Annotated in this window: 19 protein-coding genes; 7 read left to right on the forward strand and 12 right to left on the reverse strand. The window is 75.6% G+C overall.

The genetic code is table 11. The features are described from left to right. The first annotated feature begins 4 nt into the window (after positions 1-4). On the forward strand, positions 5-751 hold the full coding sequence (locus AB0C87_RS29380; RefSeq protein ID WP_360358726.1) for a polyprenol monophosphomannose synthase: 747 nt from the start codon (positions 5-7) through the stop codon (positions 749-751). 89 nt (positions 752-840) lie between these two features. Further along, positions 841-1,377 (forward strand): FxsA family protein, encoded by a 537-nt coding sequence (locus AB0C87_RS29385; RefSeq protein ID WP_345187073.1) that lies wholly within the window; start codon positions 841-843, stop codon positions 1,375-1,377. Between the two features lie 3 nt (positions 1,378-1,380). Here AB0C87_RS29385 and AB0C87_RS29390 read toward each other — a convergent pair whose 3' ends face one another. From AB0C87_RS29390 to AB0C87_RS29400, 3 genes are read right to left on the reverse strand one after another with little or no spacing between them, the layout of a single operon-like run. Continuing rightward, positions 1,381-2,190 (reverse strand): ABC transporter permease, encoded by an 810-nt coding sequence (locus tag AB0C87_RS29390; RefSeq protein ID WP_360580494.1) that lies wholly within the window; start codon positions 2,188-2,190, stop codon positions 1,381-1,383. Beyond that, positions 2,187-3,644, reverse strand: coding sequence for an ABC transporter permease subunit (locus tag AB0C87_RS29395; RefSeq protein ID WP_353835802.1), 1,458 nt, complete (start codon positions 3,642-3,644; stop codon positions 2,187-2,189). Before AB0C87_RS29395 ends, AB0C87_RS29390 begins: the two co-directional genes overlap by 4 nt. Beyond that, the gene (locus AB0C87_RS29400; protein ID WP_353835803.1) at positions 3,641-4,570 is read right to left on the reverse strand and encodes an ATP-binding cassette domain-containing protein; all 930 of its coding nucleotides are present in this window, start codon (positions 4,568-4,570) and stop codon (positions 3,641-3,643) included. Before AB0C87_RS29400 ends, AB0C87_RS29395 begins: the two co-directional genes overlap by 4 nt. Positions 4,571-4,706: 136 nt before the next feature. Between AB0C87_RS29400 and AB0C87_RS29405 the strand changes: the two genes are divergently transcribed. Both AB0C87_RS29405 and AB0C87_RS29410 read left to right on the forward strand, forming a co-directional pair. Continuing rightward, complete coding sequence (locus AB0C87_RS29405; protein WP_360580496.1) at positions 4,707-5,720, forward strand: sensor histidine kinase; 1,014 nt, start codon at positions 4,707-4,709, stop codon at positions 5,718-5,720. Then, positions 5,717-6,382: a response regulator gene (locus AB0C87_RS29410; protein WP_353835882.1), complete on the forward strand. Its 666-nt coding sequence runs from the start codon at positions 5,717-5,719 to the stop codon at positions 6,380-6,382. Before AB0C87_RS29405 ends, AB0C87_RS29410 begins: the two co-directional genes overlap by 4 nt. Before the next feature lie 111 nt (positions 6,383-6,493). Here the strand turns inward: AB0C87_RS29410 and AB0C87_RS29415 are convergent, their stop codons facing one another. The 3 genes from AB0C87_RS29415 to AB0C87_RS29425 all read right to left on the reverse strand — a co-directional run bounded on the left by AB0C87_RS29415 (position 6,494) and on the right by AB0C87_RS29425 (position 8,144). Then, positions 6,494-6,838, reverse strand: coding sequence for an RNA polymerase-binding protein RbpA (locus AB0C87_RS29415; RefSeq protein WP_345187085.1), 345 nt, complete (start codon positions 6,836-6,838; stop codon positions 6,494-6,496). A 140-nt stretch (positions 6,839-6,978) separates the two neighbouring features. Then, positions 6,979-7,584, reverse strand: coding sequence for an ATP-dependent Clp protease proteolytic subunit (locus tag AB0C87_RS29420; protein ID WP_360580498.1), 606 nt, complete (start codon positions 7,582-7,584; stop codon positions 6,979-6,981). Continuing rightward, a complete protein-coding gene (locus AB0C87_RS29425; RefSeq protein WP_353835886.1) occupies positions 7,581-8,144 on the reverse strand; it encodes an ATP-dependent Clp protease proteolytic subunit in 564 nt (187 codons plus the stop codon). The genes AB0C87_RS29420 and AB0C87_RS29425 overlap by 4 nt, the downstream gene beginning before the upstream one ends. Positions 8,145-8,345: 201 nt before the next feature. On the opposite strand from AB0C87_RS29425, the gene AB0C87_RS29430 reads away from it, so the two are divergent. Continuing rightward, complete coding sequence (locus AB0C87_RS29430; protein ID WP_230298848.1) at positions 8,346-8,624, forward strand: type II toxin-antitoxin system Phd/YefM family antitoxin; 279 nt, start codon at positions 8,346-8,348, stop codon at positions 8,622-8,624. On the opposite strand, the gene AB0C87_RS29435 is transcribed toward AB0C87_RS29430, so the two are convergent. Continuing rightward, positions 8,614-9,816, reverse strand: coding sequence for an MFS transporter (locus tag AB0C87_RS29435; protein ID WP_345187052.1), 1,203 nt, complete (start codon positions 9,814-9,816; stop codon positions 8,614-8,616). The genes AB0C87_RS29430 and AB0C87_RS29435 overlap by 11 nt on opposite strands. Further along, on the reverse strand, positions 9,813-10,571 hold the full coding sequence (locus AB0C87_RS29440) for a DeoR/GlpR family DNA-binding transcription regulator (RefSeq protein ID WP_345187050.1): 759 nt from the start codon (positions 10,569-10,571) through the stop codon (positions 9,813-9,815). Before AB0C87_RS29440 ends, AB0C87_RS29435 begins: the two co-directional genes overlap by 4 nt. 56 nt (positions 10,572-10,627) lie before the next feature. On the opposite strand from AB0C87_RS29440, the gene AB0C87_RS29445 reads away from it, so the two are divergent. After that, on the forward strand, positions 10,628-11,227 hold the full coding sequence (locus tag AB0C87_RS29445; protein WP_345187047.1) for an HAD family phosphatase: 600 nt from the start codon (positions 10,628-10,630) through the stop codon (positions 11,225-11,227). A gap of 7 nt (positions 11,228-11,234) precedes the next feature. Here the strand turns inward: AB0C87_RS29445 and AB0C87_RS29450 are convergent, their stop codons facing one another. Next, the gene (locus AB0C87_RS29450) at positions 11,235-12,050 is read right to left on the reverse strand and encodes a glycerophosphodiester phosphodiesterase (RefSeq protein ID WP_360580501.1); all 816 of its coding nucleotides are present in this window, start codon (positions 12,048-12,050) and stop codon (positions 11,235-11,237) included. 114 nt (positions 12,051-12,164) lie between these two features. Between AB0C87_RS29450 and AB0C87_RS29455 the strand changes: the two genes are divergently transcribed. Next, positions 12,165-12,383, forward strand: a complete 219-nt coding sequence (locus AB0C87_RS29455; RefSeq protein WP_345187040.1) for an EF-hand domain-containing protein — start codon at positions 12,165-12,167, stop codon at positions 12,381-12,383. An 18-nt stretch (positions 12,384-12,401) separates the two neighbouring features. Here the strand turns inward: AB0C87_RS29455 and AB0C87_RS29460 are convergent, their stop codons facing one another. The 3 genes from AB0C87_RS29460 to AB0C87_RS29470 form a co-directional block, all read right to left on the reverse strand. Beyond that, positions 12,402-14,234 carry an MFS transporter gene (locus AB0C87_RS29460; RefSeq protein ID WP_360580503.1) on the reverse strand — a complete coding sequence of 611 codons (1,833 nt, stop codon included), beginning with the start codon at positions 14,232-14,234 and terminating at the stop codon, positions 12,402-12,404. A 232-nt stretch (positions 14,235-14,466) separates the two neighbouring features. Continuing rightward, entirely contained in the window at positions 14,467-15,018 is a 552-nt protein-coding gene (locus tag AB0C87_RS29465) for a TrmH family RNA methyltransferase (protein ID WP_345187035.1), read from the reverse strand. Beyond that, complete coding sequence (locus AB0C87_RS29470) at positions 15,015-15,629, reverse strand: methyltransferase (protein WP_353834958.1); 615 nt, start codon at positions 15,627-15,629, stop codon at positions 15,015-15,017. The genes AB0C87_RS29465 and AB0C87_RS29470 overlap by 4 nt, the downstream gene beginning before the upstream one ends. Positions 15,630-15,678 lie beyond the last annotated feature (49 nt).

Raw genomic sequence — 15,678 nt, forward strand, 5'->3', positions numbered from 1 at the left:
GCCGATGGAGATCCCAGCCGGGCTCGGCCGGGTGCTCGTGATCATCCCGACGTACAACGAGCGGGACAACATCGAGCGCATCGCCGGGCGGGTGCGCGAGGCCGTCCCGTCGGTGGACGTCCTCGTCGTGGACGACGCCAGCCCCGACGGGACCGGCGAGGCCGCCGACGCGATGGCCGCCGCGGACGAGCAGATCAAGGTGCTGCACCGGCAGGGCAAGGAGGGCCTCGGCCCCGCCTACATCGCCGGGTTCCGGTGGGCCGCCGAGCAGGGCTACGACGTGATGGTCGAGATGGACGCCGACGGCTCCCACCAGCCCGAGGAGCTGCCGCGGCTGCTGTCGGCCCTGGAGGACGCCGACCTGGTCATCGGCGCCCGCTGGGTGCCCGGCGGCAAGGTCCGGAACTGGCCGAAGCGGCGCGAGGCGCTGTCGCGCGGCGCCAACACCTACGCCCGCGTCATGCTCGGCATCCCGCTGCACGACTCCACCGGCGGCTACCGCGCCTTCCGCGCCGCGACGCTGGAGAAGATCGGGCTGGAGGGGGTCGACTCGCGCGGCTACTGCTTCCAGATCGACCTGGCGCTGCGGGCCCTGCGGCAGGGGCTGCGCGTGGTCGAGGTGCCGATCACCTTCGTCGAGCGCGTCCACGGGACCAGCAAGATGAGCCGGGACGTGATGGCCGAGGCGGCGCTGCGCATCACCCAGTGGGGGATGAGCGACCGCATCGGCAAGATCCGCGACCCGGGCTGAGGCGCGCCCGGGGGCGTGCGGGGAAACGAACGGGGCCTTCCCGGCGTTGAACCGAGGGAGAGGTTTTCGACGACCCCGAAGATGGAGCCATGCTGCCGCTGCTGATCGTCCTGGCGTTCCTGCTGGTGCCGGTCCTGGAGATCTTCGTACTGATCCAGGTCGGCGAGGTGATCGGCGCCTGGCCCACCGTCGGCCTGCTGATCGCCGAGACCGCGCTGGGCGCGTGGATCGTCCGCCGGGAGGGCCGCCGCGCGTGGCGGGCCCTGCAGGAGACGGCGCGGCGCGGGGTGCTGCCCGACCGGGAGGTCGCGGACGCGGCGCTGGTCATGGCCGGCGGCGTGCTGCTGCTGGTCCCCGGCTTCGTCACCGACCTGGTGGGGCTCGTGTTCGTGCTGCCGTTCACCCGCCCGCTCGTCCGCCGCGCGCTGTCGGCGTTCGCGGCGCGGCGGATGCGGGCCGCCGAGGAGCGCGCCGCCACCATGTTCCCGCCCGGCGCCGGCGGGTTCGACCCCTTCGGGCGGGGGCCCGGACGCGTCGAGACCCCGCCGGGACCGGTGGTCCGCGGCGAGGTCGTCCACGACGACGAGGCCGTCGACGAGCACGGCGACCGGACGTCGCGCGCCTGACCCTCAGGCGTCGCGGACGGCGAGAGCGACGCCGCCCGCCAGCAGCGCCGCGGCCGTGTAGGCGGCCAGCACGCCGAGGCCCTCCCACGGCCCGATCGGCAGCCTCTCCACGCCCCGCGTCGCCTGGACGGCCAGCCCCGCCGTCATCGGAGAGAGCCTCTCCAGCCGCTCCCGCCAGGCCTCGTCCCCGACCAGCCGGACGAGGACCGGCGCGATCCACAGCAGCGCCAGCACCGCGCCCATCGCCACCGCCTGCTCGCGCAGCACCGTCCCCGCGCCCAGGGCCAGCAGGGCCACCAGCACCAGGTAGAGGACGGTCCCGGCGGCGGCGCGGGCGGTGGGGCCGTCGGCGAGCGACAGCGGCGGGTAGCCGTTCGCGGCCGTGAAGCCGTTGCGGGGCAGGACGCCCCGCCCGGCCGCCAGCGACGCCAGCACGCCCGCCGTCCCGCCCGCGGCGACGAGCCCCGCCACGACGGCGGCCTTGGCGGCCAGCACGGTGATCCGCCCCGGCACCGCCGCCAGCGTCGCGGTGATCGTCCCCGTGGCGTACTCGCCCCCGACGGCCAGCACCCCGAGGATCACCGCGGCCACCTGCCCCAGCTGCACGCCCGACAGCGCCAGCTTCGGCGTGTCCTCCGCGCACCCGGCGGGCCCCGTGCAGTGCGCGGTGTCCACCGTGCCGGTCACCGCCGCGCCGACCGCGGCGACCAGCACCGCCAGGGCGGGCGCGAGCCACGCCGTGCTCGGCACCGTGCGCAGCTTCGTCCACTCGGCGTGCAACGCGTGCAGGCCCGTCCCTGCCCGGCCGGTCATGCGTCACGCCTCGCGACGAGCCGCGCGGCCGCCGCCAGCGCGAGCGCCGCGTACACGCACAGCACCCCGAGTCCCGCCCACGGATCGATCGACTGGTCGAATCGCTCGACGGTCCGCTGGATCGCGAACCCGGCCGCCGGGGTGAGCCGCTCCAGCCACCGCGCCGCCGACAGCGGCAGCCCGGTCGCCACGATCTGCGGGACGAGCAGGAGCAGCAGCACGATCGTGATCGCGGGCGCGCCGCGCCGCACGATCACCGCGACCGCCAGCGAGAACACGGCGATCACGGCGAACAGCGCCCCCGTCCCGGCGACCGCGCGCAGCACCGCGCCGTCGGTCAGGGGCGGCACCGCCAGCCCGTGCGAGCGCTCCAGCGGCCCGGCGAGCAGCACCGACCCGAACGCCGCGGCCAGCCCCGCCGCCAGTGACGCCAGGCCCGCCACGACCGCCTTGGCCGCCAGCACCCGGCCGCGCCGGGGGGCGGCCGCGAACGTCGTGCGCAGCATCCCGCGCCGGTACTCCGCCGTCACGAACAGCACCGCCAGCGTCACGATCGCCACCTGCCCGATGAGCGCGCCGGAGAGGGTGGTCCTGGTGATGTCGTCGGCGAACGCGTTGGGCCCGATGTCCCCCACGCCCTTCAGCGTGATCGTCCCTCCGGACCCGGTGCGCCCGTCCAGGGACGGGTCGGCCGCCGGCCCGCTCGCCGCGGCGCGGTCCCGCCAGGCGGCGCCCGGCTGCGCCGGCGCCACCGCCACCTGGTCGAACGCCGCCCGCGTGGCGGAGGGCTGCCCGGAGACGCTCTCCCCGCCGAACATCCGCCGCACCTCGACCTTGTCCGGGGCGGCCACGAACACGCCCGCCAGAGCCGTCCGCGGCAGCCCCTTCAGCCGGACGGACCCGACGCGGCGCCAGCCGCGGCCGTCGGCCGAGGCGTAACCGGTGACGTCCGCCCCGGCGCGGGACAGCTTGAGCCAGCGCGGCACCGCGCCCGGCCCGCCGCCGGCGCCGCCCTCCTTGTAGCCGCTCAGGAGGCGGACGCCGTGTCCCGGCGTCACCGCCAGCGCCGCGTACGGGGCGCCCGCCCGCGTGCTCCCCCTGACCATCAGGCCGGCCTTGGCCCAGGCGCCGCCGCCCTCCTGGGAGGTGACGCGCGCGACGACCGTGCCGTCTCCCGCCAGCGGCAGGTAGGTGTAGTGGCCCAGGTCGGAGATCTTCAGCAGCGCCGGGTCGGGCGGCGGCCCGTCGCCCGAGCGGGTGGACTGGCTGCCGGCCGCCGCCAGCAGCGCGACCAGCACGGTCAGCAGTACCGACGCCGGCAGGGCCAGCATCCATCGGCGGACGGTGCGCAGCTTGGTCCACTCGGCGGCCAGCAGCCGCCCGAACCCGTCGCGGGCCTCGTCCTGGACCGTGCTGCGGTACGGCGCGACCGCGGCGGTCCCTGGGGCGCTCACCGGGACTCCCGCCCCTGCGCCGCCTGGAACTCGACCGCGTCCCGGGTCAGCTCCATGTAGGCCTCCTCCAGCGACGCGCGGTGCTCGCCCACCCCGCTGAACCCCACCCCGGCCTCGGTGAGGACCGCGACGACCTTCTCGGCGGCCAGCCCCGTGACGGTGACGGCATCCGGGCCGGACGCCGCCACCGTGGCGCCCGCGCGGGCCAGAGCGGTCATCGCCTCCCGGCGCTCGGCCGTGCGCACCTCGACCCGGCCGCCGGACGCGGCCTCCAGCAGGTCCGCGACCCTGGTATCGGCGATCAGCCGGCCACGCCCTATCACCACCAGATGGTCCGCGCCGCCCTCCAGCTCGCCCATGAGGTGGCTGGAGACCAGCACGGCGCGCCCCTCGGCGGCCAGGGACCGCAGCAGCCCCCGGATCCAGGTGACGCCCTCGGGGTCCAGGCCGTTGACCGGCTCGTCGAACATCAGCACCGGCGGGTCGCCGAGCAGCGCCGCGGCGATCCCGAGCCGCTGCCGCATGCCGAGGGAGAACCCGCCCGCCCGGCGGCGGGCCGCGCTCGCCAGCCCGGTCAGCCCGATCACCTCGTCCACCCGCCGGGACGGCAGCCCGTTGGCGTGCGCGAGCCATAGCAGGTGGTCGCGGGCCCGGCGGGCCGGATGGACCGCGGACGCGTCCAGCATCGCCCCGAGCCGGCACAGCGGCGTCCGCAGTGACCGGTAGGGCCGGCCGCCGACCAGCGCCGTCCCGCCGTCCGGCCGGTCCAATCCCATGATCATCCGCATGGTGGTGGACTTGCCGGCGCCGTTCGGGCCGACGAACCCGGTGACCTGCCCGGGGCCGACCGTGAACGACAGGCCGTCCACGGCCAGGGTGGGCCCGTACCGCTTTCGCAGGGCCCGTACTTCGATGGTTGCCTCCATGGACCGGGAGACTACGGAGCGCCGCCGCCGCGGGTCGTCACGCCAGGGAGCAGTTCCGGCGGGCGCGGCCCGGGGGAGCGGGCGTCCCCCGCGGGAGGGACGCCGCCGCGGCGCCGTCCGCGCCACAATGGCGTCCGTGGGCGACAGCGACGAGACCGCCGGGCGGGCGCGGTGGCCGGTGGCCGGCGGCTGCCTCACCGCGGCCGCCGCCGCCGAGGCCGTCTACCGTACCCACGGCTCGGGCGCCGTCCTGGCGCTGGTCCTGCTGGTGGACGTGTGCGCGACGCTGCCGCTGGCGGCCGTCCGCGACCGGGGCGCGGCGGCCGCGGCGGTGATCACGGCGGCCGCCGCCGCGGCGTGCGTCCTGCACCGCGGGCCGGCCGTCGCGGCCCTCGCCGCCCTCGCCACCGTCTGGACGGTCCTGGCGCGCCGCCGCGTCCTGCGGCGCCGCGCCGAGGCGGCCGCGCTCGACGCCTCGCGGCGGGAGTTCGAGACCACCCTGCTGGAGCACACCGCGCGCGGTGAGCGGGCCCGCATCGCCCGGGAGCTGCACGACGTCGTCGCCCACCACATCTCGATGATCTCCGTGCAGGCGGAGACGGCCCGGCTCGCGGTCCCCGGCATGCCGGAGGAGGGGGCGAATCGGCTGCTGGCCATCGGCGACACCGCCCGCACCGCGCTCACCGAGATGCGGCGGCTGCTCGGCGTGCTGCGCGAGGACGCCGGCGCCGAGCCGACCCGCCGCCCCCAGCCGGGCCTGCAGGAGCTCCTCGACCTGGTCGACGGGACCCGCGAGTCGGGCGCCGCGGGCGTCCGCCTGATCGTCGCCGGGCACGTCGCGGCCCTGGACCCCGGGCTGGAGCTGGCCGCCTACCGGATCGTCCAGGAGGCCCTGACCAACGCGCGCAGGCACGCGCCCGGCGCGGCCGTCGACGTGGAGCTCGACTACGCCCCGGACGCGCTGCGCGTCAGCGTCCGCGACAACGGCCCCGGCCCCGGCACCGACGCCGGCCTTGGTGGCCCGGCCGGGCACGGGCTGCTCGGCATGCGCGAGCGCGCCGCCGCCGTCGGGGGCGACCTGCGCACCGGCCCCGGGCCCGCCGGCGGGTTCCTGGTGGAGGCCACGCTGCCGCTGGGGGAGGAGTCGTGAGCGTCCGCGTCGCGGTGGCCGACGACCAGGAGGTCGTCCGCGCCGGCTTCGGGGCCCTGCTGGGCACCCAGCCCGATCTGGAGGTCGTGGCGACGGCGGGCGACGGCGCCGCCGCGGTCCGGGTGTGCCGCGACCACCGTCCCGACGTCGTGCTGATGGACGTGCGGATGCCGGTCATGGACGGCATCGAGGCCACGCGCCGCGTCACCGCCGAGCCCGACGCGCCGCGGGTCCTGATGCTGACCACCTTCGACCTGGACGAGCACGTCTACGACGCCCTCGTCGCGGGCGCCAGCGGGTTCCTGCTCAAGGACGTCACGGCCGAGCGGCTGTTCGACGCCGTCCGGGTCGTCGCCGCGGGGGAGGCGCTGCTGGCCCCGGCCGTCACCCGCCGCCTCATCGGGGAGTTCGCGCGGCTGCGGCCGCGCCCGCCGTCGGCGGGGCCGGCCCTGGACGCGCTGACCCCGCGCGAGACCGACGTGCTGCGCCTGGTCGCCGAGGGCCTGTCCAACGCCGAGATCGCCGCCCGTCTGGTCGTGGGGGAGGAGACGGTCAAGACCCACGTCAGCCGGATCCTGCGCAAGCTCGGGCTGCGCGACCGCGTCCAGGCGGTCGTCGCCGCCTACGAGAGCGGCCTGGTACTGCCCCGCTCGGGGCGGTGACGGGCGCGCCGGCCCGGCGGGGCGAGGGCCCGGCGGGCGAAGGACCGCCGGGCATGGCGAAGGCCCGCACCCCCGCCGGTACGGGCCCTCGCGTCGAGAACTGTCAGCCGCTCACGCGGACTTCCTGCGCCCCGCGCGCAGGATCTCCAGGCGTTCGGCCAGGACCTCCTCCAGGTCTTCCAGCGTGCGGCGCTCCATGAGCATGTCCCAGTGGGTCCTCGGCGGCTTTCCCTTCTTGGCTTGGGGCAGCTCGCCGTCGACCCGCAGGGCCGTGGCGCCGCAGCTGCGGCATTCCCAGGTGATCGGCACCTCGGCCTCGGCTGCGAGCGTCACGGTGAACCGGTGGCCCTTGGTGCAGGTGTAGTCCACCTCTTGGCGAGGGGCCAGATCGGTGTTGCGATCGTTCTCGTAGCTCGTCGCTCCGAGTCGGGTGCCGCGAAGTGCGCGCTCGGCCATCGTCACGTGCCTCCCAGACGGCTTGCGGTCTTGCCCAGACCAACGCTGAACACCGTGACAAGATTCCCCCACCCGGGGTGATCCAACCCTGCTGTTTGCGCTCGTCCCCGGCCGCCGGCGGGGAACACGCGGCTGGCGCGCTAGTGACGGGACGTGAGCACCGCGTCGATGAGCCCGTAGTCCTTGGCCTCGGCGGCGCTGAAGTAGCGGTCGCGGTCCAGGTCGCGGCGGACGGTCACGGGGTCGTGCCCGGTGGACTCGGCCAGGATCGCCTCGGTCTGCTCGCGCATCCGCAGCACCTCCCGCGCCTGGATCGCCAGGTCGGTGGCGGCGCCCTCGGCCACGTCGATCTCCGGCTCGTGCAGGAGGATCCGGGCGCTCGGCAGCGCCTGCCTGCGCCCCGGCGAGCCCGCCGCCAGCAGGATCGCCGCCGCCGACCCGGCCTGCCCGACGCAGGTCGTCTCGATCTCGGGCCGCACGTAGCGCATGGTGTCGCAGATCGCCAGCATCGCGGTGATCGACCCGCCCGGCGAGTTGATGTAGAGGGCGATGGGCCGGTCGGGGTCCATGCCCTCCAGCGCCAGCATCTGCGCCGTGACGTCGCCCGCGCTGGTGTCGTCCACCGGCGCGCCGAGGAACACGATGCGCTCCTCGAACAGCTTGCTGTAGGGGTCGGTCTCCTTGCGGCCCTGGCCGGTGCGCTCCTCGAACTGGGGGACGAGGGAGCGCCGTTCCGCGCGTGTCATGTGCCCACCCGGTCGGTGCTGTCGATGACGTGGTCGACGAAGCCGTAGTCGCGGGCCCGCTCGGCCGTGAACCACGCGTCGCGGTCCCCGTCGGCCTCGATCCGCTCCAGCGGCTGCCCGGTGTGGAACGCCGTCCGCTCCGCGAGGGTCCGCTTGAGGTACAGCGACTGCTCCGCCTGGATCCTGATGTCGGACGCCGTGCCGCCGATGCCGCCGTGCGGCTGGTGCATCATCACGCGCGCGTGCCGCAGGGCGTACCGCTTGCCCCGGGTCCCCGCGCACAGCAGCGTCTGTCCCATGGAGGCGGCCATGCCCATCGCGACCGTGGATATGTCGTTCGGGACGAACTGCATCATGTCGTAGATCGCCATCCCGGCGTCCACGACGCCGCCGGGGGAGTTGATGTAGATCGTGATGTCGCGCCGGGCGTCCTGCGCCGCGAGCAGCAGCAGTTGCGCGTTGATCCGGTTGGCCAGACCGTCGTCGATCTCGCTGCCGAGGAACACGATCCGCTGGGCCAGCAGCCGTTCGAACAGCTGCGCGTCCGCCGGTCGCGTCATCTCGTCCACGCGTGCCCGCGACCTGCCGGTGAACGTCTCCGCCGGCTGCCGGCCGTCCTGTCGCCACGGTCCGCCGTCCATCGCGCCTCCCTGATCATCTGTACGTTTCGTACACTACGTACGGACAGTATTCCAGTGCCCGCGAGAGGGCCAGAGGGGGGCGGGGTGTTTCGCTATACGATGAATCACGTGGATGTTCCGGTGACCGAAGCACGCGCCCAGTTCGCGGATCTGGTGAACCGGGTCGCCTACACCGGCGAGCCCGTCAAGCTCACGCGGCGGGGCAGGGTGATGGCCGCCCTGGTCTCTCCAGAAGATCTGGAACTCCTGGAGACGGTCCGCGCCCAGCGCGCCGACCTGCAGGTCGGCGGGACCGTCCCCCCGGGGCAGCCGTCGCGGCCCGCCGAGCGGCCCCAGCAGCAGCCGCAGCCGCCGATGCGCATCGCGGCCGAGTACCGCCCGCCCGGCTTCAGGCCCTGACCTCGGCCTCGCGACCGGGGCGCAGACCGGCGCCGTCCCGGGGCCGCACGAGCCCCGCCGCCGCGGCCGCGACGGCGCACAGCGCCACCGGCAGGAACAGCGTGAGCCCGAGCGGCACGACGCGGGTGAGCGGGCCGATGACGGCCGGCCCCGCGAGCATCCCTAGGTAGCCGAGCCCGGCCACGCGGGAGACGTTGGCGCCCGAGGACTCCCGGTCGTGGTGGCCCGCCGCGCTGAACAACTGGGGGACCGCCCCCGACAGCCCCGCCCCGAGCACCGCCCAGCCGGCCAGGGCAGGCGCGGCCCAGGGCGACAGCGCCGCCACCGTCAGGCCGGCCGCGGCCAGGGCGGTGCCGTTGCGGAGCACGGCCACCGGGCCGAAGCGCGCGGCGAGCCGGTCGGCCAGCAGGCGCCCGCCGGTCATGGCGGCGGAGAAGGCCCCGAACGCAAGCGCCGCGGTGCCGGGCGACGCACCCAGATCGCGCAGGTGGAGCACGCTCCAGTCGTTGGCCACCCCCTCGCACAGCATGATCATGAAGGCGAGGACGGCCAGCCCGCGGATGCGCCGGGGCGTCCGGCGGCGCGCCGGCGGGGCGGCGGTGTCCGGCGTTCCGCCGGACCGCAGCAGCGCGGGAGCGGCCGCCGCGCCCACGGCCGTGCTCAGGACCGCCACCGTGCCCAAGGTCGCCGCCGGGCTCCAGCCCCAGGTGAGCGTCCGGGCGCCGGCCAGAGCGGCCAGGACGCCCCCGAGAGAGAAGGCCGCGTGGAAGGCGGCCATCACGGGCCTTCCGTAGCCGCGCTCGACCTGGACGGCGTGGGCGTTCATGGCGACGTCCAGCGCTCCGTGGGCGGCGCCGAGGAGCAGCAGCGCCGCGCCGAGGGCCCAGGCGCCGGTCGCCAGGCCCGGCAGGACCAGCGCGGCGCCGGCCGCCGCGGCGCTGAGCGGCACCACCCTGCGGGCGCCGGCGCGGTCGGCGAGGGGGCCCGCGACCCGCATCCCGGCGACCGCGCCCGCGCCGAGCAGCAGCAGGACCCGTCCGAGCACCGCGTGGTCGATCCCCGTCCGGTGCTCGATGGGCGGGATATGGACGATCCACATTCCCAGCAGGAAACCGGCGAGGGTGAAGTAGGCGAAGGTGGCGAGCCGGGCCGCCCGCAGTGAACCGCCCGTCCCGGCGGCGGCGCCGGTCATACGAGCCTGACCTCCACGCCGGCGTCCCGCAGCCGTGCGACGGCGGGGCCGGGGGCGGACCGGTCGGTGATCACCATGTCGAGGGCGGTGGCCGGGCAGACGAGGCCGAGGCCGCTGCGCCCGAACTTGGAACCGTCGCAGACCGCGACCGTGCGGCGGGCCGCCGCGATCGCCGCGCGCTTGACCGGGACCTCGTCCAGGTCGTGCGCCGTCAGCCCGTGCTCGGCCGACAGCCCGCACACGCCGAGGACGGCGGTGTCCACGCGCAGCGCGGCGAGCGAGGCCTCGGCGAGGGGCCCGGTGAAGGCCAGCGCCCCGGGCGTGGTCCGCCCGCCCGGGACCAGCAGCCGGATCTGCGCGGCCCCGCTGAGGGCGTTGGCGGCGTGCAGGTCCAGGGGGACGACGGTGAGCCGCCGCCCGGCGATCGTGCGGGCGACGGTCAGGGCGGTGGTCCCGGCGTCCAGGACGACGGCCTCGCCGTCGGCGAGGAGCCCGTCGACCTCGGCGGCGATCCGCCGCTTGGTCTCGGCCGCCTCGTGCTCGCGCACGGCGAAGGGCATCGCCTCGCCGCGCAGCAGCAGGCTCACCGCGCCGCCCCGCACCCGGCGCAGCACGCCCCGCTCGGCGAGCACGTCGAGGTCGCGCCGGATGGTCATCTCCGACGCGCCGGTCTCGTCGGCCAGGTCCGTCACGCTCACGCGCTCGGTGGTCCGCAACCGCTCGATGAGCATGTCCACCCGTTTCGAACTTTCCATGTGTTCAATCAATCAGATTGGGTGTTAGATAGTCAATCGAGACCTGAGGAGCCGCCATGCCATGGATCGTCTTCGACTACGCCGGTGTGATCAGCGCGTCCCCGCCCGTGGGCGCCGGGGCGCTGCTGCCCGAGACGGTGGCGGCGCCGCCCGCGCGGTTCTGGCCGGTGTACTGGGCGCACCGGCAGCCCTACGACCTGGGCGCCGTGACCGCCGAGGAGTTCTGGCGGGAGGTGTGCGGTGAGCTGGACGTGCCGCTGGACGACGACCTGGTCCACGTGCTGGTGGCCCTGGACGTCCGCACGTGGGCGCACGTCAACGAGGACACCGTCGCCCTGCTGAGGGAGCTGGCCGGGCGCGGCACGCCGCTCGCCCTGCTGTCGAACGCGCCCGTCGAGCTGGCCCGCATGGTGGACGGGCGGCCCTGGGCGTCGCTGTTCCGGCACCGGCTGTACAGCGCCGACCTGGGGCTGGCCAAGCCCGCGCCGGAGATCTTCCACGAGCTGACCGGCCGGCTCGGCGCGGCCCCGGGCGAGGTCGTGTTCGTGGACGACCGCGAGGAGAACGTGCGGGCGGCCAGGATGCTCGGGATCCGCGCCGTGCACTTCACGGGTGTCGCGCGGCTGCGCGCCGACCTGGACCGCGTCGCGGGGTGAGCACGGGTCAGGACGGGGCGGGCGGCGGGTTCTCCTGCGGCCATAGGCCGCGCGCGGCCATCACGTCGCGGAGGGTGACCAGCTCGTCGGTCATGATGCCGTCGATGCCGAGGTCCAGGAGGCGCTTCATGGTGGCGGCGTCGTTGACCGTCCAGGCGTGGACCTGCAGCCCGAGCCGGTGGGCGTGGTCGACGAACGCCTCGGTGACGAAGGGGACGGGGCCGAGGCCGTAGGGCACCTGGGCGCAGGCGACGCCGGTGGCGGCGAGGCGGACGAGCTTGGCGGTGGGGCCCCCGATGGACTTGGCGCGCAGCGCCATCAGGCCGCGGGGGTCGAGCGCCATGCACACCTCGCGGTCGGTGAACTCGGGGAGCCGGGCGCGCATCTGCGCCAGCCGGCGGGTGGAGAACGACGTGATGCACACGCGGTTCCACGCGCCGGTGCGGCGGAGCGTCTCGGCGAGCGGCCCGATGACGGGGGCGTCCTTCAGGTCGATGTTGACGCGCGCCTCGGGGAAGGAGCCGAGGACGTCCTCGAGGCGGGGGATGGGCTCGGTGCCGCCGATGCGGGCCTTGGCGACCTCGGCGTAGGGGAGCCGGGCGATGGTGCCGGTGCGGTCGGTGACCCGGTCGAGGGTGCGGTCGTGGAAGGCGACCACGACGCCGTCGGCGGTGGCGTGGGCGTCGGTCTCCAGGTAGCGGTAGCCGAGGTCGGTGGCGCGCTGGAACGCGGCCATCGAGTTCTCCGGGCGTCCGGCCGCGCCGCCTCGGTGGGCGAAGGGGATCGGGCCGGGATGGTCGAGGAATTCGTACGAGCGCCGCACCCGTCCGATTATGGCCGACCGTGCCGCCCGATTTGACCTTACTACGTAAAGGGCGGGGGCGGGGTCAGGACTGCTAGCGTCGGCGCCGCAATCGATCAGCGAGGGAGCACGAGCATGGCGGACGTGAACGACTACCGGGCGACCTTCGAGCTGGTGGACGTGGACGGCGACGGCTACATCTCGACGGCGGAGCTGAAGAACCTGATGACCCGGCTCGGGCAGGACGCCGACGAGACCCGCGTCGTCGAGGTGGTCGTGGCCGCCGACGCCAACCGGGACGGCAAGATCTCCCTGGAGGAGTTCACCGCGCTGATGGAGCGGACCTCCCGGTGACGGCGGCGGCCGCGCGGGTCACCGCGCCCGGCGCCGCAGCTTGAGGGCGTTGTCGGTGCGGGTCATGGTGCGTCCGTCGGGCGCCGTCTGGACGCGCTCGTGCTCGTCGCTGCGCAGGACCTCCCAGTCGCCCTCCGGCAGGGCGAGCGACTCGAAGACCTCGTCGGGCGTGGGCAGGTGCACTCCCGGGTGCGCGTCGGGGTCCCACGGCGGGGGCCCGGCGTGCCCGGCGACGAGCAGGATCCCGCCGGGCGCGACGGCGGCCGCGGCGGCCCGCAGGACCTCCTCGCGCGGCATGTCGGCGGGGGAGTGCAGGAACTGCGCCGAGACCAGGTCGTAGGAGCCCTCGGGGAACGAGACGGCCAGATCGCGGCGCTGCCAGTCGACGCGGTCGGCGACGCCGGCCTCCTCGGCGTGGCCGGCGGCGCGTTCGAGCGCCACACCGGAGATGTCGACGGCGGTGACGCGCCAGCCTCGGCGCGCGAGCCAGACGGCGTCGGCGCCCTCGCCGCATCCGAGGTCCAGGGCGGTTCCGGGCTCCAGGTCGGCGGCCTCCTGCACGAGGACGGCGTTGGGCTCGCCGCTCCACATGTGGTGGTGTTCGGCGTAGCGGGAGTCCCAGTACTGCTGGTGGGTGGTGTCGTCCATGCTTCGATCGTGCGCGGTGACCCCGCCCGGAGGCGAACCGTGTTGCCGTTTCGGCAATGTGAGCAGGACGAGGGGGACCAGGACGGCCGGGGCCGCGGCGACGGCGTAGCAGGCCGGGAGCGGCAGCGCGTCCAGGGCCGCGCCCGTGGCGGCGGTGCCGCCGGCCACGCCGAGGTTCACGGCGGTGTTCACCCAGGCGACGGTGCGGGTCCGGGCGCCGGGCGGCGCGTCGGCGTCGGCGATCAGGTAGGCGGTGGTCAGCGTCGGGCCGACGAACAGCCCGGCGGCGAACGCGGCCGCGGCCAGGACGGCGACGGACGGGGAGAGTCCCGCGGCGGCGAGGCCGAGGCCGAGCGGGCAGGCGAGGGCCGCGAGCCTGGCCCGGCCGGGCGCCGAGCGGCTCAGCGCGCCGTAGGCGAGGCCGCCGAGGGTGCTGCCGGCGGCGAGCGCGGCCTCCACCCAGGCGACCGCGGCGGGCTGGTGGTGCCGCTGGGTGAACGCGACGGCCAGCAGGCCGGTCGAGCCGAGGACGACCCCGGTGGCCGCGGCCGCGATGGCCGGCGCGAGGGGGAACACCCGGACGCGGCCCGCGCGGCGGTGCGTCCCCGTTCGCGGCGCCGCCGCCGGGGAGGCGGCCATCCCGGCGGTTCCGGCGGCGATGAGGAGGGCCCCGAGGGCGACTCCGAGGGAGGGGGCGGCGGCCGCGGCGAGCAGTCCCGCCAGGAGCGGGCCGGTCACGAAGACCAGCTCCTCCGACACTGTGTCGAGGCTGTAGGCGCGCCGTAGGAGCGGTCCATCCGGCAGGAGGGCGCTCCACAGCGTCCGCATGACCACGCCGACGGGGGGCGCGGTGATGCCGGCGGCGACGGCCAGGACCGTGAGGAGCGGAACGGGGGCGCCCGGCCGCGAGGTCAGCACGGCGAAGGCGGCGAGGACGAGGGCGTAGGCGGCGGCCATCGGGAGCATGGTGCGGCGCGGTCCGTGCCGGTCGATGAGCGCGGCGCGGACGGGTGAGACGGCGGAGGTGGTGAGGCCGAGCAGGGCCAGCAGGCCGCCTGCCTGGGCGTAGGAGCCGGTGGACGCCGTGAGCGCCAGCGTGAGGGACAGGAAGACGGTCCCGTAGGACAGGCGCGCCAGGAACGCGAACGCGAAGGTGCGGGAGGCGTGGGGCGTGCGCAGCACGGCCGCGTAGGACGAGGTCACGAAGCAGTTCCTAGGAGGGGGGTTACGGGGGCGCCGGAAGCCGCCACCGCAGGAGCGGCGGCGGGGCGTTCACCCGTGGAGGAGGAACTGCATGGCCTGATCGTAACGCGCACCCGGGCGAAGCGAAATCCCGCCGGCCGCGCCGCGGCGGTGGAACGCGATGATCAGTGCGTGACGAGGGGGCGCTTCGGCGGTGCGCCGAGCGCGCCGCGCGCTCCCGGACGCCTTCGGGTCACGCGCTCCATTCGCGGCGGCGGGCTTCCGCGAGGGCGATGGCGGTGGCGATGGCGACGTTGAGGGAGCCGACGCGTCCGATCTGCGGGATGTAGGTGACGGCGTCGGCGGCGCTGAGGAGGGCGGGGGAGCAGCCGTGGTCCTCGCTGCCGATGGCGAGGCACAGGTCTCCGTCGAGGGGCGCCTCGTGCAGGGGCACGGCGTCGGCCGTCAGCTCCACCGCGACGAGGCGGAGGCCCTCCTTGCGGACGGCGGCGGCGGCCTCGGCGGCGGTGCCGGCGTGCTCCCAGGACACGAGGCGCTCGGTGCCGAGGGCGGTCTTGGCGACGTTGCGGTGGGTGGGGGGCGTGGCGTTGCCGGCGAGCCAGAGGCGCTCGACGCCGAACACGGCGGCGCTGCGGATGATCGAGCCCATGTTGAACGGCTGGGTGACCGATTCGACGAGCAGGTCGACGCGGGCGCCGGTGCGGCGGCGCCAGTCGCGGTTGAGCCGCTTGACGTCGGTGGGGCGCAGCTGGCGGCGTCCCTGCGCGGGGTCGGGGGTGCTCATCGGGTGTGGCCTTCCGTGCGGGGGGCGACGCGCAGGACGCGGTAGGCGGACCGGGAGGCGATCCGCTCGGTGGGGAAGCCCTGGGCGGCGAGCCACTTCTGGAGGGAGTCGGAGCCGAGGTGCTTCTGGACGACGAGGTGGGCGAGGCCGCCGGGGGCGAGGCGGGGGAGCCAGGTGAGGAGGAGGTCGTGCAGGGCGGCCTTGCCGATGCGGATCGGGGGGTTGGACCAGATCGCCGCGAACCGCTGCTCGGGGTCGGCGTCGTCCGCCAGAGTGAACCTTACATTGTCAAGGCCGGCGGTTTCGGCATTGCTCTCTGCCATGGCCAGCGCTCTCTGGTTCACATCCACCCCCAAAACACTCGCCTGAGGCGAGCGCTTGGCCATGGTGATGGCGATCGGACCGTATCCGCAGCCGAGGTCGAGCAGGTCGCCGACCGCCGGGGGCGGGGGGACGGTCTCCAGCAGCACGCGGGTGCCGGGGTCGATGCGGTCGGGGGAGAACATGCCGCTGTCGGTGTCGAGCCGCAGGTGCAGGTCCGGCAGGACGAGGTCGACGGTGCGGCGACGGGCGGCGGCGCCCGGCCGTTCCGCGAAGTAGTGTTCCCCCACGTCGGCCGACCGTATCAGCGTTCGGGGGCCGCCCGTGCCGTGCGCGCGG

The sequence above is a fragment of the Actinomadura sp. NPDC048021 genome (genome assembly GCF_040653135.1).
Lineage (GTDB): Bacteria > Actinomycetota > Actinomycetes > Streptosporangiales > Streptosporangiaceae > Spirillospora > Spirillospora verrucosospora.

Excerpts from the sequence above, each read along its gene's own strand:
- AB0C87_RS29385 (WP_345187073.1), top strand. The coding sequence starts at position 841 with ATGCTGCCGCTGCTGATCGTCCTGGCGTTCCTGCTGGTGCCGGTCCTG.
- AB0C87_RS29415 (WP_345187085.1), bottom strand. The coding sequence starts at position 6,838 with ATGGCCGAGCGCGCACTTCGCGGCACCCGACTCGGAGCGACGAGCTAC.
- AB0C87_RS29440 (WP_345187050.1), bottom strand. The coding sequence starts at position 10,571 with ATGGAAAGTTCGAAACGGGTGGACATGCTCATCGAGCGGTTGCGGACC.
- AB0C87_RS29445 (WP_345187047.1), top strand. The coding sequence starts at position 10,628 with ATGCCATGGATCGTCTTCGACTACGCCGGTGTGATCAGCGCGTCCCCG.
- AB0C87_RS29425 (WP_353835886.1), bottom strand. The coding sequence starts at position 8,144 with ATGACGCGACCGGCGGACGCGCAGCTGTTCGAACGGCTGCTGGCCCAG.
- AB0C87_RS29465 (WP_345187035.1), bottom strand. The coding sequence starts at position 15,018 with ATGAGCACCCCCGACCCCGCGCAGGGACGCCGCCAGCTGCGCCCCACC.
- AB0C87_RS29435 (WP_345187052.1), bottom strand. The coding sequence starts at position 9,816 with ATGACCGGCGCCGCCGCCGGGACGGGCGGTTCACTGCGGGCGGCCCGG.
- AB0C87_RS29455 (WP_345187040.1), top strand. The coding sequence starts at position 12,165 with ATGGCGGACGTGAACGACTACCGGGCGACCTTCGAGCTGGTGGACGTG.
- AB0C87_RS29380 (WP_360358726.1), top strand. The coding sequence starts at position 5 with ATGGAGATCCCAGCCGGGCTCGGCCGGGTGCTCGTGATCATCCCGACG.
- AB0C87_RS29400 (WP_353835803.1), bottom strand. The coding sequence starts at position 4,570 with ATGGAGGCAACCATCGAAGTACGGGCCCTGCGAAAGCGGTACGGGCCC.
- AB0C87_RS29420 (WP_360580498.1), bottom strand. The coding sequence starts at position 7,584 with ATGACACGCGCGGAACGGCGCTCCCTCGTCCCCCAGTTCGAGGAGCGC.
- AB0C87_RS29390 (WP_360580494.1), bottom strand. The coding sequence starts at position 2,190 with ATGACCGGCCGGGCAGGGACGGGCCTGCACGCGTTGCACGCCGAGTGG.